This window comes from Desulfuromusa ferrireducens (assembly GCF_055389805.1).
Genome location: NZ_AP042415.1, coordinates 1,246,335 through 1,272,618 on the forward strand (window position 1 = coordinate 1,246,335; position 26,284 = coordinate 1,272,618).

The 26,284-nt window shown below is 54.6% G+C and carries 29 protein-coding genes; 20 read left to right on the plus strand and 9 right to left on the minus strand.

The features are described 5' to 3' along the window. The first annotated feature begins 1 nt into the window (after window position 1). The 20 genes from ACZ5PT_RS05675 to ACZ5PT_RS05770 all read left to right on the plus strand — a co-directional run bounded on the left by ACZ5PT_RS05675 (window position 2) and on the right by ACZ5PT_RS05770 (window position 16,333). Window positions 2-367, plus strand: a complete 366-nt coding sequence (locus ACZ5PT_RS05675; RefSeq protein WP_464265838.1) for a response regulator — start codon at window positions 2-4, stop codon at window positions 365-367. Window positions 368-394: 27 nt separating this feature from the next. After that, window positions 395-2,257 (plus strand): chemotaxis protein CheA, encoded by a 1,863-nt coding sequence (locus ACZ5PT_RS05680; RefSeq protein ID WP_464265839.1) that lies wholly within the window; start codon window positions 395-397, stop codon window positions 2,255-2,257. Then, window positions 2,244-2,843, plus strand: coding sequence for a chemotaxis protein CheC (locus tag ACZ5PT_RS05685; protein ID WP_464265840.1), 600 nt, complete (start codon window positions 2,244-2,246; stop codon window positions 2,841-2,843). Before ACZ5PT_RS05680 ends, ACZ5PT_RS05685 begins: the two co-directional genes overlap by 14 nt. Before the next feature lie 76 nt (window positions 2,844-2,919). Beyond that, window positions 2,920-3,699: a LolA family protein gene (locus tag ACZ5PT_RS05690; RefSeq protein ID WP_464265841.1), complete on the plus strand. Its 780-nt coding sequence runs from the start codon at window positions 2,920-2,922 to the stop codon at window positions 3,697-3,699. A 137-nt stretch (window positions 3,700-3,836) separates the two neighbouring features. Continuing rightward, window positions 3,837-4,322 (plus strand): YajQ family cyclic di-GMP-binding protein, encoded by a 486-nt coding sequence (locus ACZ5PT_RS05695; RefSeq protein WP_464265842.1) that lies wholly within the window; start codon window positions 3,837-3,839, stop codon window positions 4,320-4,322. A 168-nt stretch (window positions 4,323-4,490) separates the two neighbouring features. Continuing rightward, window positions 4,491-5,831 carry a 30S ribosomal protein S12 methylthiotransferase RimO gene (rimO, locus tag ACZ5PT_RS05700; RefSeq protein ID WP_464265843.1) on the plus strand — a complete coding sequence of 447 codons (1,341 nt, stop codon included), beginning with the start codon at window positions 4,491-4,493 and terminating at the stop codon, window positions 5,829-5,831. A 3-nt stretch (window positions 5,832-5,834) separates the two neighbouring features. Further along, the gene (locus ACZ5PT_RS05705; RefSeq protein ID WP_464265844.1) at window positions 5,835-6,821 is read left to right on the plus strand and encodes an FAD:protein FMN transferase; all 987 of its coding nucleotides are present in this window, start codon (window positions 5,835-5,837) and stop codon (window positions 6,819-6,821) included. Then, entirely contained in the window at window positions 6,821-7,216 is a 396-nt protein-coding gene (locus ACZ5PT_RS05710; RefSeq protein WP_464265845.1) for a NusG domain II-containing protein, read from the plus strand. The genes ACZ5PT_RS05705 and ACZ5PT_RS05710 overlap by 1 nt, the downstream gene beginning before the upstream one ends. Then, window positions 7,197-7,772: a Gx transporter family protein gene (locus tag ACZ5PT_RS05715; protein WP_464265846.1), complete on the plus strand. Its 576-nt coding sequence runs from the start codon at window positions 7,197-7,199 to the stop codon at window positions 7,770-7,772. The genes ACZ5PT_RS05710 and ACZ5PT_RS05715 overlap by 20 nt, the downstream gene beginning before the upstream one ends. Then, window positions 7,769-8,236 (plus strand): hypothetical protein, encoded by a 468-nt coding sequence (locus ACZ5PT_RS05720; protein ID WP_464265847.1) that lies wholly within the window; start codon window positions 7,769-7,771, stop codon window positions 8,234-8,236. The genes ACZ5PT_RS05715 and ACZ5PT_RS05720 overlap by 4 nt, the downstream gene beginning before the upstream one ends. A 20-nt stretch (window positions 8,237-8,256) precedes the next feature. Beyond that, window positions 8,257-9,252, plus strand: a complete 996-nt coding sequence (locus ACZ5PT_RS05725) for a sugar phosphate nucleotidyltransferase (protein ID WP_464265848.1) — start codon at window positions 8,257-8,259, stop codon at window positions 9,250-9,252. 143 nt (window positions 9,253-9,395) lie between these two features. Next, the gene (locus ACZ5PT_RS05730) at window positions 9,396-11,003 is read left to right on the plus strand and encodes a DUF445 family protein (RefSeq protein ID WP_464265849.1); all 1,608 of its coding nucleotides are present in this window, start codon (window positions 9,396-9,398) and stop codon (window positions 11,001-11,003) included. A 23-nt stretch (window positions 11,004-11,026) separates the two neighbouring features. Further along, entirely contained in the window at window positions 11,027-11,911 is an 885-nt protein-coding gene (locus tag ACZ5PT_RS05735) for an ATP-binding protein (RefSeq protein ID WP_464265850.1), read from the plus strand. A gap of 3 nt (window positions 11,912-11,914) precedes the next feature. Next, window positions 11,915-12,385: a peptide-methionine (S)-S-oxide reductase MsrA gene (msrA, locus tag ACZ5PT_RS05740; protein WP_464265851.1), complete on the plus strand. Its 471-nt coding sequence runs from the start codon at window positions 11,915-11,917 to the stop codon at window positions 12,383-12,385. Window positions 12,386-12,466: 81 nt separating this feature from the next. Continuing rightward, window positions 12,467-13,198 carry an amino acid ABC transporter permease gene (locus ACZ5PT_RS05745; RefSeq protein ID WP_464266710.1) on the plus strand — a complete coding sequence of 244 codons (732 nt, stop codon included), beginning with the start codon at window positions 12,467-12,469 and terminating at the stop codon, window positions 13,196-13,198. A 29-nt stretch (window positions 13,199-13,227) separates the two neighbouring features. After that, window positions 13,228-14,052 carry a transporter substrate-binding domain-containing protein gene (locus ACZ5PT_RS05750; RefSeq protein ID WP_464265852.1) on the plus strand — a complete coding sequence of 275 codons (825 nt, stop codon included), beginning with the start codon at window positions 13,228-13,230 and terminating at the stop codon, window positions 14,050-14,052. A 17-nt stretch (window positions 14,053-14,069) separates the two neighbouring features. Beyond that, entirely contained in the window at window positions 14,070-14,951 is an 882-nt protein-coding gene (locus tag ACZ5PT_RS05755) for an amino acid ABC transporter permease (protein ID WP_464266711.1), read from the plus strand. Between the two features lie 17 nt (window positions 14,952-14,968). After that, a complete protein-coding gene (locus ACZ5PT_RS05760; protein ID WP_464265853.1) occupies window positions 14,969-15,439 on the plus strand; it encodes an LEA/WHy family protein in 471 nt (156 codons plus the stop codon). Window positions 15,440-15,443: 4 nt separating this feature from the next. Then, a complete protein-coding gene (locus tag ACZ5PT_RS05765; protein WP_464265854.1) occupies window positions 15,444-15,854 on the plus strand; it encodes a YchJ family protein in 411 nt (136 codons plus the stop codon). 14 nt (window positions 15,855-15,868) lie between these two features. Beyond that, complete coding sequence (locus ACZ5PT_RS05770) at window positions 15,869-16,333, plus strand: CYTH domain-containing protein (protein WP_464265855.1); 465 nt, start codon at window positions 15,869-15,871, stop codon at window positions 16,331-16,333. Window positions 16,334-16,424: 91 nt separating this feature from the next. Here the strand turns inward: ACZ5PT_RS05770 and ACZ5PT_RS05775 are convergent, their stop codons facing one another. The 9 genes from ACZ5PT_RS05775 to ACZ5PT_RS05815 form a co-directional block, all read right to left on the minus strand. Next, window positions 16,425-16,640 (minus strand): bacterioferritin-associated ferredoxin, encoded by a 216-nt coding sequence (locus ACZ5PT_RS05775; RefSeq protein WP_464265856.1) that lies wholly within the window; start codon window positions 16,638-16,640, stop codon window positions 16,425-16,427. A 112-nt stretch (window positions 16,641-16,752) separates the two neighbouring features. Next, the gene (locus ACZ5PT_RS05780; RefSeq protein WP_464265857.1) at window positions 16,753-17,904 is read right to left on the minus strand and encodes an ABC transporter substrate-binding protein; all 1,152 of its coding nucleotides are present in this window, start codon (window positions 17,902-17,904) and stop codon (window positions 16,753-16,755) included. A gap of 132 nt (window positions 17,905-18,036) precedes the next feature. Then, entirely contained in the window at window positions 18,037-20,124 is a 2,088-nt protein-coding gene (locus tag ACZ5PT_RS05785) for an ATP-binding cassette domain-containing protein (RefSeq protein WP_464265858.1), read from the minus strand. Beyond that, window positions 20,111-20,479 (minus strand): hypothetical protein, encoded by a 369-nt coding sequence (locus ACZ5PT_RS05790; protein WP_464265859.1) that lies wholly within the window; start codon window positions 20,477-20,479, stop codon window positions 20,111-20,113. Before ACZ5PT_RS05790 ends, ACZ5PT_RS05785 begins: the two co-directional genes overlap by 14 nt. A gap of 147 nt (window positions 20,480-20,626) precedes the next feature. Beyond that, the gene (locus ACZ5PT_RS05795; RefSeq protein ID WP_464265860.1) at window positions 20,627-21,391 is read right to left on the minus strand and encodes an ABC transporter ATP-binding protein; all 765 of its coding nucleotides are present in this window, start codon (window positions 21,389-21,391) and stop codon (window positions 20,627-20,629) included. Then, entirely contained in the window at window positions 21,378-22,376 is a 999-nt protein-coding gene (locus ACZ5PT_RS05800) for a branched-chain amino acid ABC transporter permease (RefSeq protein WP_464265861.1), read from the minus strand. The genes ACZ5PT_RS05795 and ACZ5PT_RS05800 overlap by 14 nt, the downstream gene beginning before the upstream one ends. 487 nt (window positions 22,377-22,863) lie before the next feature. Then, a complete protein-coding gene (locus ACZ5PT_RS05805; protein ID WP_464265862.1) occupies window positions 22,864-23,364 on the minus strand; it encodes a 2-oxoacid:acceptor oxidoreductase family protein in 501 nt (166 codons plus the stop codon). Beyond that, a complete protein-coding gene (gene iorA, locus ACZ5PT_RS05810) occupies window positions 23,364-25,184 on the minus strand; it encodes an indolepyruvate ferredoxin oxidoreductase subunit alpha (protein WP_464265863.1) in 1,821 nt (606 codons plus the stop codon). Before iorA ends, ACZ5PT_RS05805 begins: the two co-directional genes overlap by 1 nt. A gap of 82 nt (window positions 25,185-25,266) precedes the next feature. After that, the gene (locus tag ACZ5PT_RS05815) at window positions 25,267-26,133 is read right to left on the minus strand and encodes a branched-chain amino acid ABC transporter permease (protein WP_464265864.1); all 867 of its coding nucleotides are present in this window, start codon (window positions 26,131-26,133) and stop codon (window positions 25,267-25,269) included. Window positions 26,134-26,284: the final 151 nt, after the last annotated feature.

Genomic DNA, 26,284 nt, shown 5'->3' on the forward strand with positions numbered 1-26,284 from the left:
GTTGGCAAAACAAGTTCTGATTGTTGATGATGCGCTTTTTATGCGCAACCTGTTACGCGATATCTTTGAGGAGGCCGGCTGGGAAGTGGTTGCCGAAGCGGAAAACGGTTTGCAGGCGATTGAGCAGTTTATTGCCCATCAGCCGGACCTGGTGACCATGGATATCGTCATGCCGGAAATGGGGGGCATCGACGCGATGAAAAAAATCCTTAGCGACCAGCCTGCGGCTTGTATCGTTATGTGCAGTGCTTTGGGGCAGGAGAGTATGGTCATGGAGGCGATTAATGCCGGGGCCAAAGACTTTATTATCAAGCCGTTTCAGGACCGTCAGGTGCTGGAAATCGTTGCACGGGTTTGTGCCGGATAAAAACAAAGGAACCAGGCAGGATCGTTGATGGATATCGCTAAATTTCGCAAGATGTATATAACCGAAGCGGCCGAGCATCTGCAGAATATGGCTGATCAGTTGGTTGCTGTCGAGTCCGACCCGGAGAACCGGGAGGGGATTGATGCGCTGTTCCGCGAAGCACATTCAATCAAGGGCATGGCGGCAACGATGAGCTTTGACGCGACGGCTCGTTTGGCTCACCATCTTGAGGATAAATTGTCCGATTGCCGCGAGCAGGGGAAGATTCCCTGCGAGATGATCGATCGATTGCTTGCTGCTGTCGATCTGCTCGAAGGCTTGTTGGACGATGTTCGTAACGAGCGACCGGAGCGGGAGGTTGACGCCTTTATCGACAATGAGTCGGCTGGTCCGGAACTGGAACTTATTCTCCCGGATACGGACAGCGCCAGTGTCGAGAGGCCCGAGAGTTGCGGCGAAGGGTTTCTGGTCCGCCTACGCTTAGCGGACACCGTTGTTGCCCCAGGACCCCGCCTGTTGGTGTTGCTCAAACGGTTGGCTGAATTCGGCACGATTGTTGAGTCGACTCCTAGTGAAGAGCAGATTCTGCAAGGTGAAATCAGCCGTTCGCTGTTGGTGCATTTGGCCGCCGGGGTATCGCAGGAGCAGCTTTGCCAATCGCTGCAGAGCCATAGTGAATTGACGGAAATTTCCTTTCCACTTGCAGCGGCAGAAGAACAGAACCGCAAGCGGTCCCCTTCGGTAGCAACGACGGTACGGGTTGATACCGATCTGCTCGATCGGTTTATTAATCTCACCGGTGAGTTGATTACCAATCGTTACATGTTGCAGGGCGCCGCCAGCGAGAAAAACTGGTCGGAGCTGAACGAAGGCTTGGGGCAGTTGGCGCGCTTGGTGAAAAACCTCCATCATCAGGTGTTGCAGGTGCGGATGATGCCTCTGGCGACGGTCACCGGGCGTTTGCCACGTGCGGTTCGCGATCTTTGCCGCAGCAGCGGAAAAGAGGTCCAGTTTGATATCGAAGGGGCGGAAATAGAGCTGGATCGAACGATTCTCGAAGCTCTGGCCGATCCGCTGATCCATATGATCCGTAATGCCATTGATCACGGGATAGAGCAGCGCGGCAGCGTGCGGGTTAAGGCTTGGCGTGAGCGCGATCAGGTGCTGATTCAGGTGGCTGACGATGGATGCGGCATCGATCCGGAGAAAATACGCCAGCGGGCGTTAAAAAAAGACCTGATAAGTCCGGCTCAAAGCCAGACGCTGCGTGATTATGACATTTTTCAATTGATCTGCCAGCCCGGCTTTTCGACTGCCGAACAGGTGACCGAAACCTCCGGCCGGGGGGTCGGGATGGATGTCGTCAAGACGGCCGTTGAGCGACTTGGCGGTGTGCTGCTCATCGATTCGACGCCGGGGCAGGGTTCGCGGATGACCATGAAGCTGCCGTTATCGGTGGCCATCATCCGGGTGCTGATGATTGAGTGCGCCGGAAGTTTATTGGGCATGCCGATCACCCGGGTGCTGCAGACGGTAGAGATTGCGCCGCAAGATGTTCAGACCAGCGGCAAGCAACTGGTGATCTCCTTAAATGGAGAGCTGCTGCCAATGTTGTCGCTGCGGAAGATCCTCCGGCAGCCGAAAGGGCCTGCTCCGACCTCGTTGCCACTGGTCATTACCGAGGTCTTCGGTCGCAAGGTTGGACTGGTTGTTGATCGACTGGTAGGGCAGCAAGAAGTTTTTGTCCAGACCCTGCCAAGCCCCTTTGATCGCCTGCGGGGGAACAACGGTGGGGCCATCTTGGGGGATGGACGGATCATGTTTTTGCTTGATCTGCAGTCGTTGTTGGAAAAACGACGGACTAAAGGAACCGCGCATGACTCTAGATAAGGTTGCCTTGCAGTATCGTGATGAGCTGTGTCGGATTTCCCAACAAGGGATGATCCAGGCGGCGGAGATGTTATCCCGTTTGCTGCGTCAACCGGTCAGTGTTGAGGTGGCCGATGCCTGGATGTCCGATCGGGTGCCGCCGGAACCGTTGACCGGCGACCCCAGTCTCGGTATTTATATGGGGGTGAGTGGCGATATTAACGGTGGTCTGTTGCTCGTGCTCTCCGATGCCTGTGGACAGTGGTTGAGCGAGCAGCTGCTGAGGACAACGGTCATCGCAGATCTGCTGGTGGAACCGGCCAGTTCGACCCTCAAAGAGGTCGGAAATATTATGGCATCATCTTTTTTGGCCAGCCTGGATACTCAGCTTGGCTTGCGTGCTTTGCCTGCTCCGCCGCTGCTTTGTCGGGCTCCTCTTGACGAACTGTTGGAGCGTTTTCCCGCCAGTTGTGACGATGCCTGCCTGATTGTCCGGACCCGTCTCAAAGGAGCGGGCGATGCGGCAGGCAATCTGCAAGGCGCGATTTATCTGTTTCCCGAGGCTGCGGCACTGGAAAGTCTGCTTGCCCGAATCAAGCCCGTTTAAAGAGTGCGCTATCCCAGCCAGCAAAAAACTGTTAAAATCAGCTTTTTAAAACGATCCTATTTTGGGAGTTTCTGTCATGCGATCAAGATTTCTGCTTTTGTTTCTATTCTGTTTGCTGCCAAGCTTGTCGTTCGCGGCGACTATCGGCTTAAACGATGTTATCAATACGTTGGAAATTCCCTTCAAGTCAACGGCAACCAAGGACCGTGGGACTGCGACCTCGGGGATTTACGATTTTCAGGCTGACTTTTTTCAGGAGTCGGAGATTGCTTCTATCGATCGGATCCAGCGCGGCCGCGGTGAAGTGAGCTTTAAATTTCAACGGGTGCGTATTGCCGATACCCCACTGGCCATGTTCCGCTGGGAATACCGGGAGCCGACCATCCAGGAAATTGTTTCCGATGGCAGCACCATGTGGGTTTATCTGCCGGAAAACCGGCAGGTGATCGAAAGTGATATCAGTCAGGTCAGCCGTCAGCAAAGTGACAATCCGGTTACATTTTTGAGCGGTCTCGGCAATTTGTCCCGTGATTTCAATATCCGCTGGGCCAATCCCAACAACGATCGACAGGGGAATTATGTTCTCGAACTACAGCCGCGGCGGATTTCACAGATGATCCACACGCTGCAAATCGTTGTCGACCGTGATGCGGTCCGCGACTACGTGGAAAACAACCGCACTGGCGATATCTTTCCGATTCTGGCCACCACGGTCAACGATCCAAACGGAAACCGGACGACCATCGAGTTTCAGGACATTCGCGTCAATCGAAATATCTCCGAACGTTTTTTCCACTTCAACCGTCCAGCCGGAGTTGAAGTGGTGCGCCCGACAGGCGAAGCGATGGGTTTTTAAGCATTCAGACCCGAAGCCTGATTGCAACAACAGATTATACCGTTCCGGTGCTTTGATGCCGGAGCGGTTTTGTGTTATAAGGCTTTGATTCTCTGAGGATTCTCACGCCAATTAGATTGTTGATAAGGAGTTGTAAGATGCCCAGTTTTGATATTGTTTCCAAGGTTGATATGCAGGAAGTCGACAATGCCGTTAATCAGGCGATCAAAGAGGTTGATCAGCGCTACGATTTCAAAGGGACCGAAAACGAGGTGAAGCTGGAAAATGACGCCTTGTCGATCCTTGCCGCTGATGATTACAAGCTGCAGGCGATCAAAGATATTCTGATTGCCAAGTTGGTGCGGCGCAATGTCTCGCCCAAGTGCTTCGTTTATGGCAAAGAAGAACCAGCCTCCGGTGGTGCCGTCAGGGTCAAGGCAGCGATCATGCAGGGGATCAGCAAGGAAAAGGGCAAAGAGGTCGTCAAGGCGATCAAGGAAACCAAATTGAAGGTCCAAGCGCAGATCATGGAAGATCAGGTGCGGGTGACCGGCAAGAAAATTGATGATCTGCAGGAAGTGATGCAGACTCTTAAAGGGAAAGATTTGGATATCGAATTACAATTCGAAAACATGAGGTCTTAGGCAGCGGCCCTTTTTCACGAGCTCGGCGTTAAACTGCGAATCTGCTTTGTGCGGCATACTGATGTATGCCTCCGCTGCCGATTCTTGTTTTCCTTGATCTCGTAAAAAATGGCTCGCTCCTCGAAGCTGTTGGCGTAAACAGAATTCTTTATATCAGGAAAACAATTCGTGGATAAATTTAAAGTCAGTCTGGTCAGCCTCGGCTGTCCGAAAAACCTGGTCGATGCTGAAGTCATGCTCGGTCATCTGCCCCTCGATCGTTATGAAATCACCACCGACGAAAGTCAGGCCGATATCATCGTGGTCAATACCTGTTCCTTTATCAATGACGCCAAGGAAGAGTCGATCGATACCATCCTTGAGGTCGCCGATTACAAGCAGAACGGCAACTGTCAACTGCTGGTGGTCACCGGTTGTTTGCCACAACGATATAAAGAAAAGTTGGCTGAGCAGTTGCCGGAGGTTGACCTGTTTATGGGCACCGCCGAGGCGCCGCGGATTGTTGAACTGATTGAGCGACAATTACAACTCGATACTCCCAGTCACGAGATCGGTGAGCCTGACTACCTTTATGATCACGACACGCCACGGGTTAATTCCTCCCCCTTTTATAGCAGCTATATCAAGATTGCCGATGGCTGTGCCAACCACTGTTCATACTGCATTATCCCGCAGTTACGTGGCACGCTGCGTTCACGCAGTATCGACTCGGTGGTGGAAGAAGCGCGGATCTTGGCTGGCAAGGGGGTGAAGGAAATCAATCTGATTGCCCAGGATATCACCGCCTATGGGATGGATCGAGCTGATGGCGCGACGATCGAGAAATTGCTGAAGGAGCTGGTTAAGGTCGATGAGATCGACTGGATCCGCCTGCTTTATGCTTATCCCGACGGAGTTTCCGATGAGCTGATCGATTTGATCGCCACCGAAGAGAAAATCTGCAACTACCTGGATATCCCGTTACAGCATATCGATGACCAGATTCTGGCTGAAATGAATCGTCGGGTTGGTGAACAGAAGATCCGGGCGCTGATCAAAAAACTACGAGAAAAAATTCCCGATCTGACCCTGCGCACCTCTTTTATCGTCGGCTTTCCCGGCGAGACACGCGAGCAATACGATAAGCTGCTCGATTTTGTCAAAGAAGGGCATTTCGAACGGGTCGGGGTGTTTCGTTATTCGCGTGAAGAGGGAACTGGAGCGGCTAAGCTGCCAAATCAGGTGCCGGGGCAGAGCAAAAAGGGTCGTCTTAATCGGTTGATGAAAGCGCAAGCGATTGTCTCTTTTAACAAGAATCGCGCTCTGATCGGTCGTGTCGAAACGGTATTGGTTGAAGGTTACAGCGAAGAGACTGACCTGTTGTTAAAAGGGCGCAGTGCCCGTCAAGCTCCGGATGTTGATGGGCATTATCTCATTACCGATGGGCAGGCTGATGTCGGACAGCTGGTGCAGTTGAAGATTACCGATTCTTCCGAGTACGATTTGATCGGCGAAATCGTCGAGGAGTAACAGATGCTTGGGCGGCCGCAATGGGTTGTTCTGCTTTTGCTGTTGGTTGCGGCGCTGGTCTGGTGGCGTCTGCCGACCGGTGAGCAGCAGTTTTCCCGCACCGCACTGGTGATGGGAACCCTGGTCGAAATCAAGGCCCTCGGTGCTGACCAGAAGCAGCTAGAAATAGCTGTCAACGACGCCTTTGCCGAGATGTCCCGCCTGGAACGGCTGCTCTCCCGGCATCTGCCGCAGAGTGAAGTCTCACACCTTTCGGCGGCGGCGACCGCCCTCAACGTCAGCACTGAAACGGCAGAGTTACTGACGCTCGGGCAGCAGATTGCGCGCCAGAGTGACGGTGCTTTTGATCTGACTCTTGGGGGGGTGAAAAGGCTCTGGGCGATCGAAAGCGATACTCCACAGATTCCTACGGCCGGGCAGTTGCAGGTTGCGCTTGAAGGCGTCGGCCCCGAGTCCTTGCAAATCAATGGTCTGCGGGTGCGAAAAAGCATCCCGGCGCTAGAGGTCGATCTTGGTGGTATTGCCAAGGGCTACGCAGTAGATCGGGCGGTGGAGGTTTTGCGCCTGGGCGGAATTACTTCGGCGGCGGTCAATGCCGGTGGTGACATTGTCCTGCTGGGCGACCGGCAGGGGCAGCCGTGGCGCATCGGTATTCAACATCCCCGGCAAAAGGATGAACTGTTGACCACCCTGCCGGTGGTTAACCGAGCAGTGGTCACTTCTGGAGATTATGAGCGCTTTTTCGAACAGGGTGGCAGACGTTACCACCATATTTTCGATCCGCGAAGCGGTCAACCGGCGCGCTTGAGTCAGAGTGTTACCGTGGTGGCAAAAGATGCCGCCAGTGCCGATGCGTTGGCGACGGCCGCTTTTGTGCTTGGTCCGCAGGCCGGTTTGGCGTTTCTTGAACGCCTGGCGGATGTCGAGGGCCTGATCGTCGGCATCGATGGCACCCTGCATCGGACCAGCGGTCTGCAGGGGAGCGAGTGATGAAGCCGGGTCACTGGTTGCAGCGTTTGACCCCTTTCGACCGCAGGTTGGTCGTCATTCTGACGCTGGTTGTTTTACTCTCTTTTTTATTGCCGCTGCGCCAGGGGATGGGGGCGCGGGTGTTGGTTTCCTCGGGTGAAAAAACGGTTTTTGTCGCCGCTCTCAATCAGGACCAACAGGTTGAGTTAAGTGGCCCGCTGGGGACGACCGTTTTGCAGATTGCCGATGGTGCTGCTCAGGTGCTCAGTTCGCCGTGTCGGCAGAAGATCTGTATCGGTCTGGGGAAGGCGCGCCACCGTGGCGACTTGCTGGCCTGTGTGCCGAACCGTCTGGTGATCAGAATCGATGGGGATGGCGTGGACAAGGAGCGCGACTATGACCTCATCAGTCGTTAACCCGGCCGAGTTAGAGGTGGTCCGGCAACGCGTTTTTCTCGCGTTGTTTATCGCTCTGGCGGTTGCCCTGCATACCTTTGAGGCGTTTCTGCCGAATCCTTTGCCCTGGTTTCGTCTCGGCCTAGCCAATATTCTGGCTCTGACAGCGCTGTTTATCTACGGAATTCGCGCCCTGTGGATTGTCAGCCTAGCGCGGATTCTGGTCGGCAGCTTGCTGCTTGGTAATCTGTTTTCACCGGCTTTTTTGCTTTCCCTTTCGGGCGGGCTGTTGGCGACCTTATTGATGAGCGTCGCTTATCGTCTTTGGTGGCCCAAAATTGGGCCGGTTGGGGTTTCGCTGCTCGGTGCCATCGGTCACGCCGGAGGGCAGTTGTTAGTCGCCTGGCTGCTGATTGTCCGGCATCCAGCGATCTGGATGATGTTGCCGTTCTTTCTGCTCTTTTCCCTGATCAGTGGTATGGTTAACGGATTAGCCGCCGATTATTTAATCGAATCATTGCTCAAACATCCGGCGTTTTCTCGTTTACGTAGCATGCTTGGCAAAGAGGCGTTATGAAGAGAGTTCTGAGCTTATGGTTTCTCCTGTTGCTGGCGTCTTGCGCGCCGGCAAGCCGTCCGCAGCCCGCCACCTTCGACCTTGGCTCCTTGCCCGCACAACTTGCCTCGCTGCCTGGTGCCGTGGTGGACGAGGAGGGCGGGATCAAGTTCAGTTATCCTGATCAGTCGATGTTCGGCGAAGGTGCCGTTTTGCCGCTGCCGGGGGGGATTAAGTTACTTGACCCCTTGGCGGACTTCTTTTTGCGCAGTCCCGGCCTGGTCTGGAAAATTGATGTTCAGACGCACACCGAGTACGGTCCTGATTACGATCAGACGCTGGCGGAAAAGCGGAGTGAACTGCTTGCCACCTATCTGCTGAGTAAAGAGGTCGATTTGAGAGGTTTACAGTTCCACCCGCTGGCAGCAGCAGGGGACGCGCTGGTTTTTACCCTCAATCAGCCGCAACAAGCGGCGCAGCAATAGCCTTTAAAACGGAGCTAAAAATGAAAGTTATCCTACCTGTTGCCGGCAAAGGGACCAGACTACGTCCGCACACCCATACCAAAGCCAAGTCGTTGGTAAATGTCGCTGGCAAGACGGTGTTGGAACACATTATCCAACGCCTGCAGGGGATTGAGGTCGAAGAGTATATCTTTATTACCGATGATAACGGCAAGCAGATTGCCGATTTCATGGATCTTAAATTTCCGCAGCTAAAATGCACTTACCTGGTGCAGCGAGAGCGGCTTGGTCCGGCCCACGCTGTGGGGCTGGCGGCAACGCAGATTGAGGACGGCGATGATCTGCTGGTGGTATTTAACGACACCATTTTCGTCACCGACCTGGGCAAAATTCCAGAACTCTGTGCCGATGCTGATGGCCTGATTTATTCGAAAGAGGTTGAGGATTACCAGCGTTTCGGCGTCAACGTGATGCGTGATAATTATATTGTCGACATGGTGGAAAAGCCGGATACGCCCATTTCCCGGCTGGCGCAGGTTGGGCTTTATTATCTTAAGGATGGCGCCGGTTTTCTGCGCGCTATCGAAAAGACCATTGAGGCGGGAGAAACGGTCAAGGGCGAATATTATCTGCCTTCCGTGTTTATGCGCATGATCGCTGAAGGCTTCAAATTGAAGGCACCGGAAATTGATGCCTGGCTTGATTGTGGCAAGCCGGAGACCCTGCTTGAAACCAACCGTTACCTGTTAAAGGGGCGGCATCATAGTCACGGTGAAGTGGTCGATTGCGTGTTGATCGAGCCGGTTCATGTCGGCCGTGGCGCGAGCGTTAAAAATTCGATTATCGGCCCCTATGTTTCGATTGCTGCCGGCAGTGTTATCGAAAATAGTGTGATCCGTAATTCGATCATCAATGCCGATAATAAGGTCAGCAATCAGATCCTCGATCATTCCCTGCTCGGCGATTCGGTGACCCTGGCTGGTTCGCCGCGGCGGATGAATATAGGTGATCATTCCCTCATCGAAATGGATCAGTAGGGGGGCGGCTGAAAAGCCTCCATCTACTTCGTTCCCCTCAATTTTTGTCGCTGCGACGCAGCTTTGCTACGCCTCGCGGCAAAACTTTCGGGCGCCTCGTATCTGCAGGCTTTTGAGCCGCCCCAGTAACTTTGGTTTTATAAGTGAAAAGTTTTTTTATGGACTATGCGCACTACCTCCCATATTTGATTCCGCCGCTGCTCGGTGCGGTGATCGGCTATGTGACCAATTACATCGCCATCCGCATGTTGTTTCGACCGCTACGCGCCTGGCGCTTACTCGGCTTGCGCATCCCGCTGACGCCGGGGATTATCCCTTCCAAGCGGGATGAGCTGGCGAGAAAAATGGGCGAGATGGTCGGTGAACATCTGCTGACCGTCGACGATGTCGGTCGTGCCTTCGGTAAGGATTCGATCCAGCGCGAACTGCGTTTGGCGGTCACCGATAAACTCGGCTATTTTCTTGATCGGCAACTAGGACCTCTGGAAAGTTTGGTGCCGGAACGCTTTCGCCCGCGCTTTCGTGAGTTGGTCGATCTGTTGCGTGGCAAGTCGGTTACGCTGGTGTTTGATTACCTGCACAGTGAGGCGTTTGCCGTTAAGCTTCGCGAATACCTGCAGCGACAGGGGGATCAGCTGCTGGCTCGTGATTTATCGAGCTTCCTGACTCCGGAACGCTATCGTGATCTGCAACTGCATCTGGATGGCAAATACGCTGAATTTTTCAGCTCGCCCAAGGTTGCGGCGGCGATCGGTGGTTACGTCGATCAGAAAACTGACAAGTTGTTCGCCAGTCAACGACCGTTGCGCGAACTGTTGCCGGCCGATATGGTCGAAATGCTGCTGTCGCAACTGGAAAAAGAGCTGCCACCATTGGTGGAAAAGTTCGGCGGTATGCTTTATGATCCCCAATTCCGCAAGCGACTGGTGTCCAAGGGTAAGAAGGCGATCGACTCCTTCCTCGATTCGCTCGGTGGCCTGACCGGTCTGCTGAGCGGTTTTATAGATCTGAACAAGATTTACGACAAGATCCCCGATTTTCTCGATAAGGCCGGCGACGAGATCGCTGGCTGGCTGAAGGAAGAGAAGACCCAGCAGCAGTTGGCCAAAATGTTGCGTGAGCGGGTCGATGGTCTGCTCGATCGTTCCCTGTCCAGTTACCTGGAAAAGATGCCCTACGAAAAGGTTACAGGGGTGCGCCAGTTTGTCCGCAATCAGGTGGTTGAAACCATCCAGTCTCGCCGCACCATCGATACGGCACTGATTCTGACCGAGAGTGCCATCGACCGGATCAAGGATCGCTCTTTTGACAATCTGCTGCGCACCGTGCTGCCAGAGGATGGCTTAGAGCGCAGCCGTAACCAATTGGCTGACAAGTTGCTGGAAGTGATCCGCTCGCCTGAGGCTCGCAAGGCTTTGGAAACAATTTTGACAGAGCAGAGCGAAAACTGGATCTACCGTAAGCCGCTCGGCCTGCTCTCGGCCAAACTGCCGGGTGATCTGCGTCAGGAATTGGAGGGCGCCATCTGTCAGCTGGTCGAAGAGATGTTGAAGAAGGAAGCGCCGCGGCTGGTGGAAACCCTGAATGTGCGCAAGATGGTTGAGGAGAAGGTCAACAGTCTCGATATCCTGCAGGTCGAAGGGTTGCTGATGGGCATCATGCAGGAGCAATTTAAGTACATCAACCTGTTCGGTGCCTTGCTCGGTTTTCTGATCGGGTTTATCAATCTGCTGGCGCTGCGTGTCATGTAATCTTTCGTGGAGGGAGGGCCATCATGTTGAACGACGAAGATCTCAAGGGGCAGTTACGGCGGGTTCTGGCTTCGGTGGAACAGCTGTTGCCAAAAGCAATCGGCACGGTTGATTGGAGTCAAACCATCGCGGCTAACTGGCGGCGGCATTCTTTTGCCGGCTATCTGGAACCGGTCGACGAACTCGATCCGGTGCAAATGGAAGATCTGCTTGGCATTGATCAACAAAAACAGATTCTCGATGAAAATACCCGCCAGTTTGTCGCTGGTTATCCGTCCAACAACGTGCTGCTCTGGGGAACCCGCGGCACCGGCAAGTCGACCCTGGTGCGGGCGTTGCTCAATACCTATGCCCCGCAGGGCTTACGGGTGGTGCAGGTCGATAAAGACGACCTGATCAACCTGCCCGATATTTTTTCTGCCATCAAGGGACAGCCCTACCGCTTTATTTTTCTCTGTGACGATCTTTCTTTTGAACCGGGTGAGTCGAGTTATAAGATGCTCAAAAGTGCCCTCGATGGATCGGTCTATGCGGCCCCGGAAGCGGTGCGCTTTTATGTTACGTCTAATCGTCGCCATCTGCTTCCCGAGTACGAAACCGACAATCTTGGCTTCAAGATGGTTAAGAACGAGCTGCATGTCGGCGAAGGAGTTGAAGAGAAGAGCTCGCTCTCCGATCGCTTTGGCCTTTGGGTGCCTTTTCATCTGTTTAGTCAGGATCAGTATTTGGAATTGGTGCGTCAGATTGTGGCCCGCCTTTCTGCCGAGAGCAAAATTACACTAGAATGGGACGGGGAGTTACACAAAGCGGCTCTTAAGTGGGCGCATGATAAGAGTAAGCGTTGCGGCCGAACCGCGCTGCAGTTCTCGCGTTACTGGGTCGGTCAGCAGTTGTTGAAACGGAGCTAGGTTATGGAGAAGGCGACTTTTGCGGCGGGCTGTTTCTGGGGAATCGAAGAGGCCTTCCGGCTTTTGGATGGTGTGTTACAAACAAGCGTCGGTTATATGGGTGGTGCTACGGCCGATCCGACCTATCAGCAGGTTTGCAGTGGGGAGACCGGGCATGCCGAAGTGGTCGAGGTGCAGTTTGATCCGCAACGAATCAGTTATCGGCAGCTGTTGGAGGTCTTTTGGCGCAAACACAACCCGACTACGCTGAACCGTCAGGGTTGGGATATCGGCAGCCAATATCGCAGTGCAATTTTTTATCATAACGATGAGCAGCGGCAGCAGGCCGAACAATCAAAGGCAGCGCTTGCTGTAAGTAGACAATTTGAAGACCCCATTGTGACTGAAATCACACTTAAAGAGTCATTCTGGCGGGCTGAAGAGCACCATCAACAGTACGTGCTGAAAAACAAACCGGCTTGCCGCGGGCTTTAAAGGAGTAGAGCGATCCGCCTATTACCATCGCTACAAAAACCACGCCTGGCCGATCTGCTGCAGATTCTGGCCTTCTTGTTGGTGGTCGGCGGCTGTTGTTGGGGCTTACTGCAGGGAGCGGAAAATCTCGGCTATAACTGGCAGTGGAACCGGGTACCGCGTTACCTGATCCAGAGCACGGAAAGTGGCTGGCAAGCGGGGCCGCTGTTGCAGGGCCTGTGGTTGACGCTGGAGATCACCTTGGTCAGCCTGTTGCTCTCGATGCTGATCGGTCTGTTGAGTGCCCTGATGCGCTTGTCGAGCAGCCCGATGGCGTGTGGTCTTGCGCGCTTTTACCTGGAAGCGATTCGCAATACGCCACTGTTGATCCAGATTTTTATCATTTACTTTGTCTTTGCTCCGATCCTCGATATTGGCCGTTTCAGCTCTGCTGTTTTGGCTTTGAGTCTGTTTGAAGGGGCCTATGCTTCGGAGATCATTCGCGCCGGTATTCTGGCGGTTCCGATGGGCCAGTGGGAGGCCTCGGCTTCCCTTGGCTTGAGAAAATCGCAGGGCTATCGCCATATTATTCTGCCGCAGGCGCTCCACCAAATGATTCCGCCGTTGACCAGCCAGGGCATTTCGTTGATAAAAGATTCGGCGCTGGTTTCGACCATCGCCATCTATGACTTGACCATGCGGGGACAAGAGATTATCGCCGAGACCTTTTTGACCTTCGAAATCTGGTTTACCATTGCCGCCATTTATCTGGTCGTCACCATATCCCTATCGTTTCTGGTAAAATTTCTGGAACTTTCGCTCTCGACTGATTAATCTGTTATCTAATGATAAAAGGAGACTTTATGAAATTGCGGATCGGACTTTCCCTGTTGCTGGTCGTTGCCCTTTTCGTTTCGCCTTTGTGGGCGAGTGATGTTCGCCGGGAGCTTGTTCAACAGAGCACTCTGGAACAAGTGATCGATAAAAATAAATTACGGGTCGGTTTTTCCACTTTCGTACCTTGGGCGATGAAAGACAAAAAGGGCGGTTACACCGGTTTTGAAATTGATGTCGCAACAAAGCTTGCAGCAGATATGGGGGTGGATATTCAGTTTGTGCCGACCAAGTGGTCGGGAATTATCCCGGCACTGCTGACTGGGAAATTTGACATTATTATCGGTGGGATGGGCATTACACCGGCGCGTAATCTCAAGGTTAATTTTAGCGACCCCTATGAATTTACCGGTATGTCGATCGTTGCCAATAGTAAACTGGCCGCAGGTAAGTCGACGCTGGAAGCGTTTAATGATCCTGCAGTTACCGTGGTCGCGCGGATTGGCACCACCGCTGCTGCCGCCGCGAAAAACTTTCTGCCGCAAGCCCAGGTTCGACTGTTTGATGATGAAGGGCAGGCATTACAGGAACTTCTCAATAATCGCGCCGCGGCAATGGTCTCTTCTCAGCCCTTTCCCAAGGTTCAGGCACAGAAATACCCGCAAAAGTTATTCTTGCCCTTAAGTGGCAAAACCTTTACCAAGGAACCAATCGGTTTCGCCTTGCGCAAAGGGGATGCCGATTTTCTTAATTTTTTGAACAATTGGATTCGGGTGCGTAACGCCGATGGTTGGTTACAGGCTCGTTATAATTATTGGTTTACGACTGAGGAGTGGAAGAGCCAGGTCGAATAGGAGTTTTACCGTTGATCATGGAGCGGCGCACGCGCTGGGGGCGACTCGATAGTCTGTTGCTGTTGCTGGTTATTGCTGCGGTCGGTTTTCTCGCTTACCGGGTCGAATCCGGTCTTGAGTATCGCTGGAATTGGCAGGTCATTCCTCAATACTTACTCCGTTTTGATGAGAATGCCGGTTGGGTGCCGAATCTACTCTTGCGGGGGCTGTTCACTACCATTCGCTTAAGTTTCTGGAGCCTCCTTCTAGCGTTGCCGATTGGCTTGCTGGCTGGGCTGTTGCGTACCAGCGTGCACCTGTTAAATCGTCTGCTTGGTAGCAGTTACGTTGCCCTGTTGCGCAATCTGCCGCCCTTGGTTTTGGTGCTGATTTTCTATTTTTTCATCAGTGACCAGATTTTACCCTTACTGAAGATCCCCCAACTGTTGGCTTTTCTGCCAGAAACGGTACGGGGGCTGGTTTTTTGGAGTTTGGCTGCGCCCGATCAGCTAGAAGCTTTTATCGCCGCCGTCATCACCCTGGCTCTGTTTGAAGGCGCTTACATTGGCGAAATTGTCCGCGCCGGGATCAACTCTATCGAATCGGGCCAATGGGAAGCCGCTCGGGCGTTGGGCATGCGGCGCTGGCAATTGTTGCAACATATTGTTCTGCCACAAGCGTTTGCGCGGATGATTCCGCCGCTGACCGGACAGGCGATTTCAACGATCAAAGATTCGGCGATCGTTTCGGTGATCTCGATTCAGGAGCTGACTTTTCAGGGCATGGAGCTGATGGCCGCTACCTATCTGACTTTTGAGGTCTGGATTGTTGTGACTCTGCTCTATTTTATCCTCACCTATAGCTGTTCGTGGCTGGCCAGTCGCTTGGAGCTAAGGCTGCGGAGAGCCACCATTTATTAACTGTAAAAGGGTTGTTGATGCAGACATTTACCAGGTATATTTTGTTGGCTTTGTTGCTCTTTTTACTGCCGAGCTGTGCGACCTTGAGTCCCGATTTTGAGTCGCCAAGTGTCACTGTCACCAGCTTTCGGGTTTTGCCGTCGAATAGTGTCGTGCCAAAATTTGAGATTGGTTTGCATGTGATTAATCCCAACCGAACGCCGTTGAAATTGCTTGGCATGGCTTACAGCGTCGAATTGGAGGGCCATCGCATCCTTAGCGGTGTTGCCAGTGAGCTGCCGTTGATTGGAGCCTACGGGGAGGGGGATGTGTTGTTGCAAGCCTCTCCCGATTTGTTCAGCACCATTACGCTGTTTACTGATCTGCTGAATCAACCGCGGGAAAAATTTCAATATAATTTCGCTGCCCGTTTGGATGTGGGTAGGTTCATCCCCAAAATCACCGTCAAGAAATCAGGTGAAATCAGCCTGACTGCTAAGAGTCGCTAAAATTATGCTATTTCAGCCAAGTAAATGTCCTTGCCAGAGTGGCAAAGAGTACGAAAATTGTTGTGCCCCGCTACACGCAGGGAAAGCCAGCGCCGAAACCGCCGAACAACTGATGCGTTCGCGCTATACCGCTTATTTCCTGAAGTTGATCGATTATCTCTATGCCACCACCCATCCCGATAAACAGACCTTTGATCTTAAAGAACAGATGTCCGCCTGGGCGCAGCGGGCGGAATTCGTCAAGCTGGAAGTCCTTGGCTGCCGTCAGGGGCAGTCTAATGATAAGCTCGGCAAGGTAGAATTTATTGCCTATTATCGTCAATACGGAGAAATAAAGCAGATGCGTGAACTATCACGCTTCCGCCGTTTTGATGGCCGCTGGCATTATTTTGATGGTGAAATTGACTGCAGTTAAATACTGAGGGAGCTATGGCCGTAGAGATAGAGCGAAAATATTTGTTGCGCAATAATACCTGGCGCAATAATGCCGTTGGTACCCAGTTCCGGCAGGGCTATTTGAGCACCGAACCGCAGCGGACGGTGCGGGTGCGCCTGGAAGGAGAGATCGGCAAGTTGACCATCAAAGGGCAGACGGAAGGGATCAGCCGCAGCGAATATGAATATGAAATTCCACAGCATGAAGCACTAGAGCTGCTCGATAGCCTCTGCTTGAAGCCTTTGATTGAGAAGACCCGTTATCGGCTTGAATATGCCGGCCAGCTCTGGGAGGTTGATGAATTTCACGGCGACAACGAAGGACTGCTGGTGGCCGAAATTGAGTTAACTGCGGAGGATCAAAAAGTGACGCTACCTGATTGGGTCGGTACTGAGGTCTCGGATCAGCGGCGTTATTACAATGCCAGTCTGGTGAAACACCCGTTCAAGGACTGGTGATCAAGGCATTCCCAGCAGCATGTCGTACTGAGTAAACGCCATGATCGCACCGAGCAGCACGACAATGATCAGAATAAGGAAGATTTGTCCTTTAGTCATTGAGAACCCTTTTCGTTTGGTTGACGATAGACTGAACCTCGGCGAGACAGCATCTGCCCTCGGGATGTGTCGTTGAACATCGGCAGGCCTTCTGCTGCTTTTTCAGTACAATCTTTTCCAGAATCAGGGAACGGCCGTTGTTCTGCCGCACATCATTTTTAATCTCGTCTTCAGTGTGACTATAGCAGTAGCAGATTAATCGACTCATCTGGCGAATCCCCCCTTGCCCCAAGAGTACTCTAATCATGGGTACGTTCAGCAAGAAAAAAGGGCCCTTCCGTTGGGAAAGGCCCTTTTTCGTCCTGATTTTGTAGACAATGTTACTCGGCGAGGATGAACTTGCCGTCTTTGACCTGAACAATGACCATCGAATCGACGTCCAAACCATTGTGATCCTCAGCAGTGAGGTTGTAGGTGCCAGAGATGCCGACGTAGTTTTTGGTGTTTTCGATCTCGCTGCGCAGCGCCTGCGGATCGGTGCCGACCTTCTTGATGGCGTTGGCAACGATCATGATCGCATCCCAGGCGTAGCCGGAGTGGGTGTTGATCGGAAACTGTTTGTCGTAACCCTTCTCCTTGTAGAGCTTGATGAACTCACCAATCACCGCTTTCTGCGGATCACTGTCGGGCAGGGCGTCGGCGACCATCAGCTTGGTGGACGGCATGCGGTCACCCTCGCTGGCTTTACCGGCCAGTTCGATATACTTGGGATCAGGCAGACCGTGGCACTGAAACAGTGGCAGGTCGATCCCGAGCTGGGCTTTGTTTTTGGCGACGATGGCGCCGGCCGGTCCGATCGTCCAAGTGATCAGCGCTTGCGGTTTGGCGTTTCTCACCTTGGTCAGCTGGGCGGTCATGTCGGTATCGCGGGTGCCGAAGGATTCCTCAGCAACCAGTTCGATACCGTACTCGGGGGCCAGTTTCTTCATCCAGCGGGCGCCGTCTTTGCCGAAGCCGTCCGCCGCCGAGAGCAGCGCCACCTTGGTCAGCCCTTTTTCCTGCAGGTAGCCAAACAGGCGCTTGACGGCGATACTGGAGCGTTGCGGTGATTTGAACACCCATTCGAAGGGACCGAACTTGCCGCCCATGATCACCGGGTCACCACCGACGGTCATAAAGATCGGCGTCTTGCCCTGATCGGCAATCTTTTTCACGTTCATGCCGGTGTCGGTCAGGGTTGGTCCGATAATCGCCACCACCTTTTCCTTGTAAATGAATTTTTTCGCAATCGAAGCGGCCTTGGCCGGGTTGGCCTCGGTATCGCCGATCACCAACTCAATCATCTGGCCGTTAATGCCGCCTTCACTGTTGATTTTATCGACCACCATCTCGGCGACCAGCTTGGTCGGTGTGCCGATAAAAGCGGCGCGACCGGAGAGGTCAAAAAAAGCGCCTAGCTTGATGGTATCCGCTGCCAGCAGCGGGCTGGCAAGCAACAGCAAGCAGGTTAGAAGTCCGAAAATCCTCCGCATTTTATACTCCTTTTTAAAGGCATTAAGAACCACAGTGTCATTGCGACGCCGCTAAAAGTATCGATAACCGTAAAAGTCTAAGAGAAACTGTTGTTTATTAACAGATAATTCTCTCTGTTCCGGCAGCGATAGTTAAACGCATTCGTCTTGAATGCGACTATCGAAAACCCGCTGACTTTTGCGCTCCGAGCGCGGCAGACTGCTGTAATCGACCAACTCCAGCTCGGCCGAAACCATCAATTGTTTCTTGATCTGGTGGCCCGCCTCGTGGATCAGTTCCGGGCCGCGTTTGGCATCAACCCCCTCGGCCCGCTCGACCACCAGTTTCATGCTGTCGCGACCGGCGTCATCACGGGTCAGGTGGATCTGGTATTCGGAGCCGAGGCCAGGTACCGCCGAAAGGATGGTATCGATATTGCTCGGATAGATATTGACCCCGCGGAACTTGATGGCGTCGTCCGAACGTCCTTTGATCCGCGAATGGCGCGGTAGCGGGCTGCCGCAGCTGCAGCGGCCGGGAATGATCCGGGTGATGTCGCGGGTTCGGTAGCGGATCAGCGGTGCGCCTTCTTTGCGCAGACTGGTGACCACCATCTCGCCCCATTCCCCCTCTGCGACCGGCTCCAGGGTGTCCGGATCGAGAATTTCGAGGATGTAGTAGTCGCCCCAGTAATGAATACAATCGTGCGCGGAACATTCGATGCCGGTGCCGGGGCCGTACAATTCGGTTAGTCCGGTAATATCGAACAGCTCAGCGCCACCGAACAGCTCCGAGGTCTTCTGCCGCATCGAGCGGCTAGAGCGTTCCGAACCGTAGATGATTTTTTTGACCGCGATTTTGTCGGCGATACCGCGCTTGTGGATCTCCTCGGCCATCAGCAGCGCCATTGAGGCGGTTGAGCAGAAAACCGTCGATTGGAAATCGAGCAGAAACTGGATCTGCATGTCGATATTGCCTGGTCCGACCGGCACCGCCAGCGCGCCGACTTTCTCGCAGCCGAGTTGAAAGCCCATGCCGGCGGTCCAGATGCCATAACCGACCGCGATCTGTACCCGATCCAGCGGGGTGACTCCTGCCATCAGGTAGCAGCGGGCAAAGAAATCGCTCCAGTCGTTGAGGTCTTTCTGCGTGTAAGCCAGCACCTTGCGTTTGCCGGTGGTTCCAGAGGAGGCATGCACGCGCACGATCTGCTCGAAAGGGACCGAGCGCAGCGGAAAGGGGTAGCCTTGGCGCAGGTCCTCGGCGGTAGTAAAGGGCAGCCTCTGCAGGTCATCAAGGGATTTTATGCTTTCCGGTGTGATCCCCAACTCGTCGAAGCGTTGGCGGTATTCTGTCGACCCCTCAAAGGTGTGGCGGACCGTCCAGCGCAGGCCGGCCAGTTGTAGTCGTTGCAATTCCTCATCGGTTTGAAAATTAGGCAAAAATTTCTGCAGTCGCATATCAGGTTTCTCCAAGCGAATATTGGTCAGTCCGGCCGCGCCGAGACGGCTGGCGGCTGGGTTGTCTTGACTGGCGGCGCCGAGAAAGGCGGCGCGCAGGGCGGGGTCATTGAGCAGGTCGCTGCTCCGGCCATGCTCGACGATATTACCGTTGGCCAGCAGGTAAGCCTTATCCGAACCGGACAGGGCGCGGGCGGCATTCTGTTCGACCAGCAGGATGGTGGTGCCGGAACGGGCCAACTGGTGGATGATGGCAAATATTTCATCGGTAATCACGGGCGCCAGACCCAAACTCGGTTCGTCGAGCAGCAACAGCCGTGGTTTGGCCATCAGCGCCCGGCCCATGGCCAGCATCTGCTGTTCGCCACCAGAGAGGGTACCGGCGAGTTGTTGGTGGCGCTCCTGCAGTTTTGGGAAGCGTTCGAAAACCTCATCCATCCGTGAGGCTTGTTCCCCTTTGGCGAGTCGTAGCGGAATCGCGCCAAGTTGCAGGTTTTCGCGTACCGAGAGTTCAGCGAAGACTTCTCGACCTTCCGGAGAGAGGGCCAGCCCAAAGCGGACCATCTGTGCCGGACTGCGGCCAGTGACTGGCTTGCCGTCAAGCAGGATTTCGCCAGTGCTCGGCTTGACCAGTCCCATCAGGCATTTCAGCAGGGTGCTTTTGCCAGCACCGTTGGCACCGACCAGCGCTACTGTTTCGCTTTTGCCGACTTCGAGATCGATGCCGAACAGGGCTTGGGCGGCGCCGTAGTGGGCGGTTAAATTATTAATTTTCAGCATCGTTAATTCCAAAACCTGCTAGTTCAACCACTCTTGCCTTTGACTTCCCATTCCCGTGTGACGCAGCCGGAATGCAGCGCTGCTTTGCAGGATTTTCGAAGAAAAATGTCTGAGGCGTTAGCCGAGTTTTTTTCTTCGCTGCAAAGCGGAGCGAAATGCAGGGAACCCGAAGGGCAAGGAGTTCGGGCGCCTTTTTCTGCTTACTCTTTAGTGGCGTGACAAAAGAGTAAGGCGTCTGGCGGGACGCGACCCGCCGGTTTTCTTGTTTTTCGTATGTTATGATTTCAGTCAAGATCGCCGGGACTCGCCCCGGCAGGCGAGTTACTTTTCTGGCGCGGCCCAGAAAAGTAACCAAAAGAAGCCGCCCCGCTGTTTCCGCCCGCTACGCGGGAACCTCCGTTCTATAATCGCTTCAGGGCCACTCCCATTCGCTTTGCTCAACCTCGCGGCAAAACTCCTGAAACAATTATTCCACTCCGGCGAAAGCCAGAGGGAATCCTCACTAAGCAGTTGCATCCATCCGTCCCAGATAAGCCTCCAGCACCAGCGGGTTGCAGCGTACCTCATCCGGCGAGCCGGTGGCGATACATTTGCCGCTGTCGAGAACCACTACCTGATCGGCGATATCCATCACCAGTTCCATGTCGTGTTCGACCAGCAGCAGGGTGTGTCCGGCGCGGCGCAGCAGTCGCAGTTGCTCGGCAACAGCGGCAGTCTCTTCGCCATTCAGGCCGGCGACCGGTTCGTCGAGCAGGATCAGTTGCGGGTTGCCGACGGTGGCCCGGGCCAGTTCAACGCGTTTCTTGTCGCCGTAAGCCAGCACCCCGGCTGGCCAGTCAGCTTTGTCACTTAAATCGAAACGATCAAGCGCTTCCAAGGCGCGCAAGCGCAATTGCCGTTCCCGGTGGCGCAAGTAGGGCAGGCGCAACATCGCCATCAGCATCGAATTGCCACCCTCGCAGGTCAGTCCGGTCAGCACGTTATCCAGCACCGTTAATCGTGGAAACAGCTTCAGGTTTTGAAAGGTACGGGCAATGCCGAGTTTGGTGATCTGGTGCGACGGCAGCGCAGTAATGGTTTTATCCAGAAACGAAACAGTACCGCTGCTCGGTTGTAAAACTCCGGTGATACAGTTGATCAGGGTGCTTTTGCCGGCGCCGTTGGGACCGATCAGTGCGGTCAACTGTCCCTGTGGAACTTCAAACGAGACGTTACTTAAGGCCGGCAGACCACCGAAGTTTTTACAGATCTGATCAAGTCGCAGCATCTTTTTGCCTCCGCAACGCCAATCTGGTTTTAGCAATATCGAGCAGTCCGGTGATCAGTCCCTGCGGTAGGAACATCAGCACCAGCACCAGAATGCCGCCGTGGACGAAATCCTTGTAGGTTTCGAAGATATCCATCCATTCCGGCAGCAGGGTAATCAGCGCGGCGCCGAATAGCGAACCCCAGATTGAGCCCATGCCGCCGATGACTACCATAATCACCAGGTCGGTCGAGGTGAAGATGCCGAAGGAATCGGGGCTGACAAAGCTGTAGGTGTGGGCAAACAGACTGCCGGCCACTGACGCCAGCACCGCTGAAAGGACGAAAACCTTGATCTTGGCGTTGCGGGTATTGACACCGAGCGCCGCTGCTGCGGTTTCATCGCCAGCCAACGCCGCCAGGCCGCGACCGACGCCGCTGCGCACCAGGTTGAGGCAGAGGAGTAGCGCTAGCAGGGCAAAGCCCCAGAGCAGATAGTGCAGGCGCAGTTCATCGTAAAACTCAAACTCACCGATCGCAAGATAAGGGATGCCGGAAAAGCCGCTCGGCCCGCCGGTCACTTCATCCCACTGCCGCAGGATGGTATGGACGACAAAGTTCAAACCAAGGGTTGCCATGGCCAGATAGTGGCCCGACAGCCGCAACACCGGAATGCCGATCAGCAGCGCAACCAGAGCGACAATCACTGCCACCAGCAGCATCGCCGGCCAGGGGGAGATTTCGAAAGTGACGGTGGTGATGGCGGATCCATAAGCACCTAGACCAAAAAAGGCGGCATGGCCGAGGGAGATCTGTCCGGCGTAGCCGATGAACAGATTCAGGCCGAGCACAACGATGGCATAGATGGCGATCAAGTTGGTCAGACCGAGGGTGTAGGGGTTGTTTTCGACCAGCGGAAACAGCAGCAGGGCAAGCGCCAGGGTTGTTACCCAGAGGCCGGTGCGGTGCAGGTTGATGAAGTAGATGATTTTCTGTTTGCTGGTCATTGCTTGATTGTCCGTTTGTCTTTCGATCGGTTTTGATGTTCATTCCCGTGTGACGCAGCCGGAATGCAGCGCAGCATTGCAGGGCTTTCGAAGAAAAATGTCTGAGGCGTTAGCCGAGTTTTTTTCTTCGCTGCAAAGCGGAGCGAAATGTAGGGCACCCGTAGGGCAAGGAGGTCGGGCGCCTTTTTCTGCCTACTCTTTTGTGGCGTGACAAAAGAGTAGGGCGACGTGCGGGGGTGCCACCCCGCGGTCTTGTTCTCTCTGCACGATAAAATCTCAAATCGCCGGGATTCGCCCCGGCAGGCGAGTTACTTTTCTGGCGCGGCCCAGAATAAGTAACCAAAAGAAGCCGCCCCACTGTTTCCGCCCGCTGCGCGGGAACCTCCGTTCCATAATCGATTTAGGGACCGCTCCCATTCGCTGCGCTCAACCTCTCGGAAAAACTCATGAAACGATTATTCCACTCCGGCGGAATCCAGAGGGGGAGTTAACTATTCAAACCCTTTTGAAAGGCTTCCAGGTTCTGCTCAACAAACTTCTTTGGCGCTAACTGCTTGATAGCCGTTTCGCAATCATCAGCACTACAGAACAGCGCCTGTTGTTTAACCGCCAAACCGAGCAGCACCAGATTCGACAGGACAGCGTTACCCAGCTCGCGGGCAATTTTAGCAGCGTCGATTCGCTCACCTTCGCCATCTTTATCGGCACTGATCAGCAGGTTACCGTCTTCTTTGAGCAGCGAACGGTGCACCGGCAGATTGGCTTCCCAGAGCAGCAGGCCGAGATCGGCTTGGCCGGTGCGGATCAGGGGGCTGGCGAAGTCGCCGATCTTGATGGTGGAAAGAACCGTTCCGCCTCGCTGTGCCATGCCGTGGGTTTCCGAGGTCAGGACGGGCAGTTGCCGGTTAACCGCCACCTGGGCGATCACCCGGGTGAGAAACAGCACCCCTTGGCCGCCGAGACCACTGACGATGATCTGCTGTTTCATCACTTCTCCTCCTTGATAATCGCATCGACCGGGCAAACCGGAATGCAGGTACCGCAGCCGATACAGCGGTCCTGATCGATCACCGCCATATTGCTTTCGCCATCCATCATCAGCGCTGGGCATTCGAAGGCATCGACGCATTTGCGGCAGCCGACGCATTTGTCGTTGATTTTGATGATTGCCGTGTCCTGCGCCTTGCGCACGCTCGGGTCCATGATGCAACCGTGACGCGAGATAAGCACCGCCACGCCGCCGTCAGCACTGCGGGTGTAGTCATCGGCCTGCATGAGCAGAGTTTCAAAAGCGTCCGCATCATAGGGGTCGCAGGTCTGCAGAAACTCGACGCCACTGGCTTTGACCAGCGGTTCGATGGCGATCGCCTTGGTCGCTTTGCCGCTAGCCGCCAGTCCCATGTGCGGCACCGGTTGGCCGCCGGTCATGGCGGTGGTGGCGTTATCGAGAATGACGATGATGATCCGTGCCTGCTGGATGACGGCATTGATCAGCGCTGGAATACCGGCGTGGAAGAAGGTCGAGTCGCCAATGGTAACGACGATCGTTGGTACTTCGCCATCCTGCTGGTAGGCCTGATAAAAACCGGCTCCCTGGCTGATACAGGCACCCATGCAGTGCACGGTGTTGACTGCGCCAAGATTCATACCGAGGGTGTAGCAGCCAATATCGGAGGGGAAGATCCCCTTCGGGAAGCATTTCTTGATGCTGTAAAAAGCTGCGCGGTGTGGACAACCGGGACAGAGTGACGGCCGCTGGCCACGGCGTTCGGCGGCCGGTTCTTCTGGTTGCTCCAGCTCAAGAAAATCGGCCAGCACCTGGTGAATGACATCCGGGGTCAGCTCGCCTTCGCGTGGTACGGTCCCATCCTGTTTGCCGACCACGCCGGGGTGGGCCATCTGTAGTTCAATCACCGGATAGGTTTCTTCCAATACCAAAACCCGGTCGTAGTCGTTGCGCAGCTGCTTGGCAAAGTCCGGATTGAGCGGGTAGGGCATCAGCACCTGATAAAGATCGATTTGACCGTTTAGTCCCAGCTCTTCGAGCAGGTCGACCAGATGACCGTAGACGATGCCTGAGGCAACCAGCGCGGTGCGCGGTCTGCTGTTGTCCCCTTTATTCAGGCGCGGTTGCCAGGCCGGTTCGGTGGCGATCTTTTCCAGATTGGCGTTGAGCTTGCGGTGCAGCGCCGGCAAAAAGGCCGGGGTTGCCGCCCAGCGGGTTGGGTTTTTCTGGAAATCGGCGCTGCGCTCCAGTTTGACCGGTTCGCCCAAGGGCACGTTCTGCCGTGAATGACAGATGCGGGTAGTTGGCCGCAGGACGATGTTCAGTTCATATTTCTCTGACAGCTCAAAGGCCGCCGGAATCAGCTGTTTGGCTTCGGCCGGACTGGCCGGATCGATGACTGGTACCCGTGCCTGCAAGCAGAACAGGCGGGTGTCCTGCTCGTTCTGCGAGCTGTGCGGACCCGGATCGTCAGCGACGATGGTCAGCATGCCGCCTTTGACGCCGATATAGGCGGTGCGCATGAAGGGATCGGCGGCGACGTTCAGGCCGACCTGCTTCATCACCGCCACTGAGCGCTTACCGGTGTAGCTGGCAGCCAGAGCGACTTCGAAGGCGATTTTTTCGTTGACCGACCATTCGATATGCAACGGTTCGACCGCGCGCTGCTGGTGATCGATGACCGCCTGCAGGATCTCTGTTGAGGGGGTGCCGGGGTAAGCGGTGGCAATCTGGCATCCGGCTTCGATCAGTCCCTGACCGATCGCTTCGTTACCCATGAGGAGTTTGATGTTATCGTTCATATATTTCCTTGCGCAATTCACATGTAGGGGCGAGGCGGTGCCTCGCCCGAGGCGACCCAGCGGGTCGCCCCTACAATTTCCTCTATTTTCCTAAAAGCCCTTTCGGGCGGACAAACAAAACCAGTAGCAACACGACAAAAGCGACCACATCTTTATAGGCACTGGAGATATAGCCAGCCGAGAGTGATTCGAGCAGACCGAGGCCAAGACCACCGAGGATTGCACCGGGAAAGGAACCAAAACCGCCAAGAATAGCAGCGGCGAAGCCTTTCAGGCCGAGCAGTACACCGACATCGTAATTCAGCGTGGTGATCGGTGTAACCAAGACTCCGGCCAGACCACCGAGAGCGCCGGCGATGGCGTAGCTGGTCAGACGTACCCGTCCGGCCGGGATGCCGACTATCGCCGCTGCTGTCGGATTACTGGCGACGGCGCGCATCGACAGGCCCAAGGAGGTGCGGTAGAAGAACCACATCAGCAGGGCGATGGCAATGATCGTTAGCAGTAGAATCCACAGCGCCTGCGGCAGGACCGTGGCACCGAGAATATGGACCGGCTCATCCGCGGTCAACGGCGGCAGTGCCATGCGGTTAGTACCCCAGATCAACTTGATGAACCCGCGCAGGATGATCGAAAGGCCGACGGTGAGAAAAATCAGTACCAGATGATTATTGGAGCGGGCCGGGCGCAGACCGAAACGCTCGACCAGCATAGCCACCAGGGCGACCCCGGCGACCGCCAGCAGCAGGCCTGGAATCATCGGCAGGCCGGCGGCGAACAGGGCGGAAAACATCAGCATACCGCCGAGGGAAACAAAGTCGACCTGAACGAAATTGACGATCCCCATGGTGTTGTTGACGACGCAGAAACCGAGGGCAATCAGGGCATAGATGGCACCACTGGTCAGGCCAGAAAAGCTGAATTGGAGAAAGTCGGTCAGGTTTAACAAAAGGGAACTCCCGAATGGCGATAATTTAAAGCGTTCACAGGGTAGGCAAGTTGACGGAAGATTTCAAGAAAACAGCAGTCGTACGGGCTGAATAATCTAAGAACTCAGAATGGGTTTGTCTTAAATGACACTTTAGATGCCGTAGCGGGCG

What these genes read in the sequence shown, in the direction of transcription:
- ACZ5PT_RS05680 (WP_464265839.1), top strand. Translation starts at nt 395, where the DNA reads ATGGATATCGCTAAATTTCGCAAGATGTATATAACCGAAGCGGCCGAG.
- ACZ5PT_RS05685 (WP_464265840.1), top strand. Translation starts at nt 2,244, where the DNA reads ATGACTCTAGATAAGGTTGCCTTGCAGTATCGTGATGAGCTGTGTCGG.
- ACZ5PT_RS05690 (WP_464265841.1), top strand. Translation starts at nt 2,920, where the DNA reads ATGCGATCAAGATTTCTGCTTTTGTTTCTATTCTGTTTGCTGCCAAGC.
- ACZ5PT_RS05695 (WP_464265842.1), top strand. Translation starts at nt 3,837, where the DNA reads ATGCCCAGTTTTGATATTGTTTCCAAGGTTGATATGCAGGAAGTCGAC.
- ACZ5PT_RS05705 (WP_464265844.1), top strand. Translation starts at nt 5,835, where the DNA reads ATGCTTGGGCGGCCGCAATGGGTTGTTCTGCTTTTGCTGTTGGTTGCG.
- ACZ5PT_RS05710 (WP_464265845.1), top strand. Translation starts at nt 6,821, where the DNA reads ATGAAGCCGGGTCACTGGTTGCAGCGTTTGACCCCTTTCGACCGCAGG.
- ACZ5PT_RS05715 (WP_464265846.1), top strand. Translation starts at nt 7,197, where the DNA reads ATGACCTCATCAGTCGTTAACCCGGCCGAGTTAGAGGTGGTCCGGCAA.
- ACZ5PT_RS05720 (WP_464265847.1), top strand. Translation starts at nt 7,769, where the DNA reads ATGAAGAGAGTTCTGAGCTTATGGTTTCTCCTGTTGCTGGCGTCTTGC.
- ACZ5PT_RS05725 (WP_464265848.1), top strand. Translation starts at nt 8,257, where the DNA reads ATGAAAGTTATCCTACCTGTTGCCGGCAAAGGGACCAGACTACGTCCG.
- ACZ5PT_RS05735 (WP_464265850.1), top strand. Translation starts at nt 11,027, where the DNA reads ATGTTGAACGACGAAGATCTCAAGGGGCAGTTACGGCGGGTTCTGGCT.
- msrA (WP_464265851.1), top strand. Translation starts at nt 11,915, where the DNA reads ATGGAGAAGGCGACTTTTGCGGCGGGCTGTTTCTGGGGAATCGAAGAG.
- ACZ5PT_RS05750 (WP_464265852.1), top strand. Translation starts at nt 13,228, where the DNA reads ATGAAATTGCGGATCGGACTTTCCCTGTTGCTGGTCGTTGCCCTTTTC.
- ACZ5PT_RS05755 (WP_464266711.1), top strand. Translation starts at nt 14,070, where the DNA reads ATGGAGCGGCGCACGCGCTGGGGGCGACTCGATAGTCTGTTGCTGTTG.
- ACZ5PT_RS05760 (WP_464265853.1), top strand. Translation starts at nt 14,969, where the DNA reads ATGCAGACATTTACCAGGTATATTTTGTTGGCTTTGTTGCTCTTTTTA.
- ACZ5PT_RS05765 (WP_464265854.1), top strand. Translation starts at nt 15,444, where the DNA reads ATGCTATTTCAGCCAAGTAAATGTCCTTGCCAGAGTGGCAAAGAGTAC.
- ACZ5PT_RS05770 (WP_464265855.1), top strand. Translation starts at nt 15,869, where the DNA reads ATGGCCGTAGAGATAGAGCGAAAATATTTGTTGCGCAATAATACCTGG.
- ACZ5PT_RS05775 (WP_464265856.1), bottom strand. Translation starts at nt 16,640, where the DNA reads ATGAGTCGATTAATCTGCTACTGCTATAGTCACACTGAAGACGAGATT.
- ACZ5PT_RS05780 (WP_464265857.1), bottom strand. Translation starts at nt 17,904, where the DNA reads ATGCGGAGGATTTTCGGACTTCTAACCTGCTTGCTGTTGCTTGCCAGC.
- ACZ5PT_RS05785 (WP_464265858.1), bottom strand. Translation starts at nt 20,124, where the DNA reads ATGCTGAAAATTAATAATTTAACCGCCCACTACGGCGCCGCCCAAGCC.
- ACZ5PT_RS05795 (WP_464265860.1), bottom strand. Translation starts at nt 21,391, where the DNA reads ATGCTGCGACTTGATCAGATCTGTAAAAACTTCGGTGGTCTGCCGGCC.
- ACZ5PT_RS05800 (WP_464265861.1), bottom strand. Translation starts at nt 22,376, where the DNA reads ATGACCAGCAAACAGAAAATCATCTACTTCATCAACCTGCACCGCACC.
- ACZ5PT_RS05805 (WP_464265862.1), bottom strand. Translation starts at nt 23,364, where the DNA reads ATGAAACAGCAGATCATCGTCAGTGGTCTCGGCGGCCAAGGGGTGCTG.
- iorA (WP_464265863.1), bottom strand. Translation starts at nt 25,184, where the DNA reads ATGAACGATAACATCAAACTCCTCATGGGTAACGAAGCGATCGGTCAG.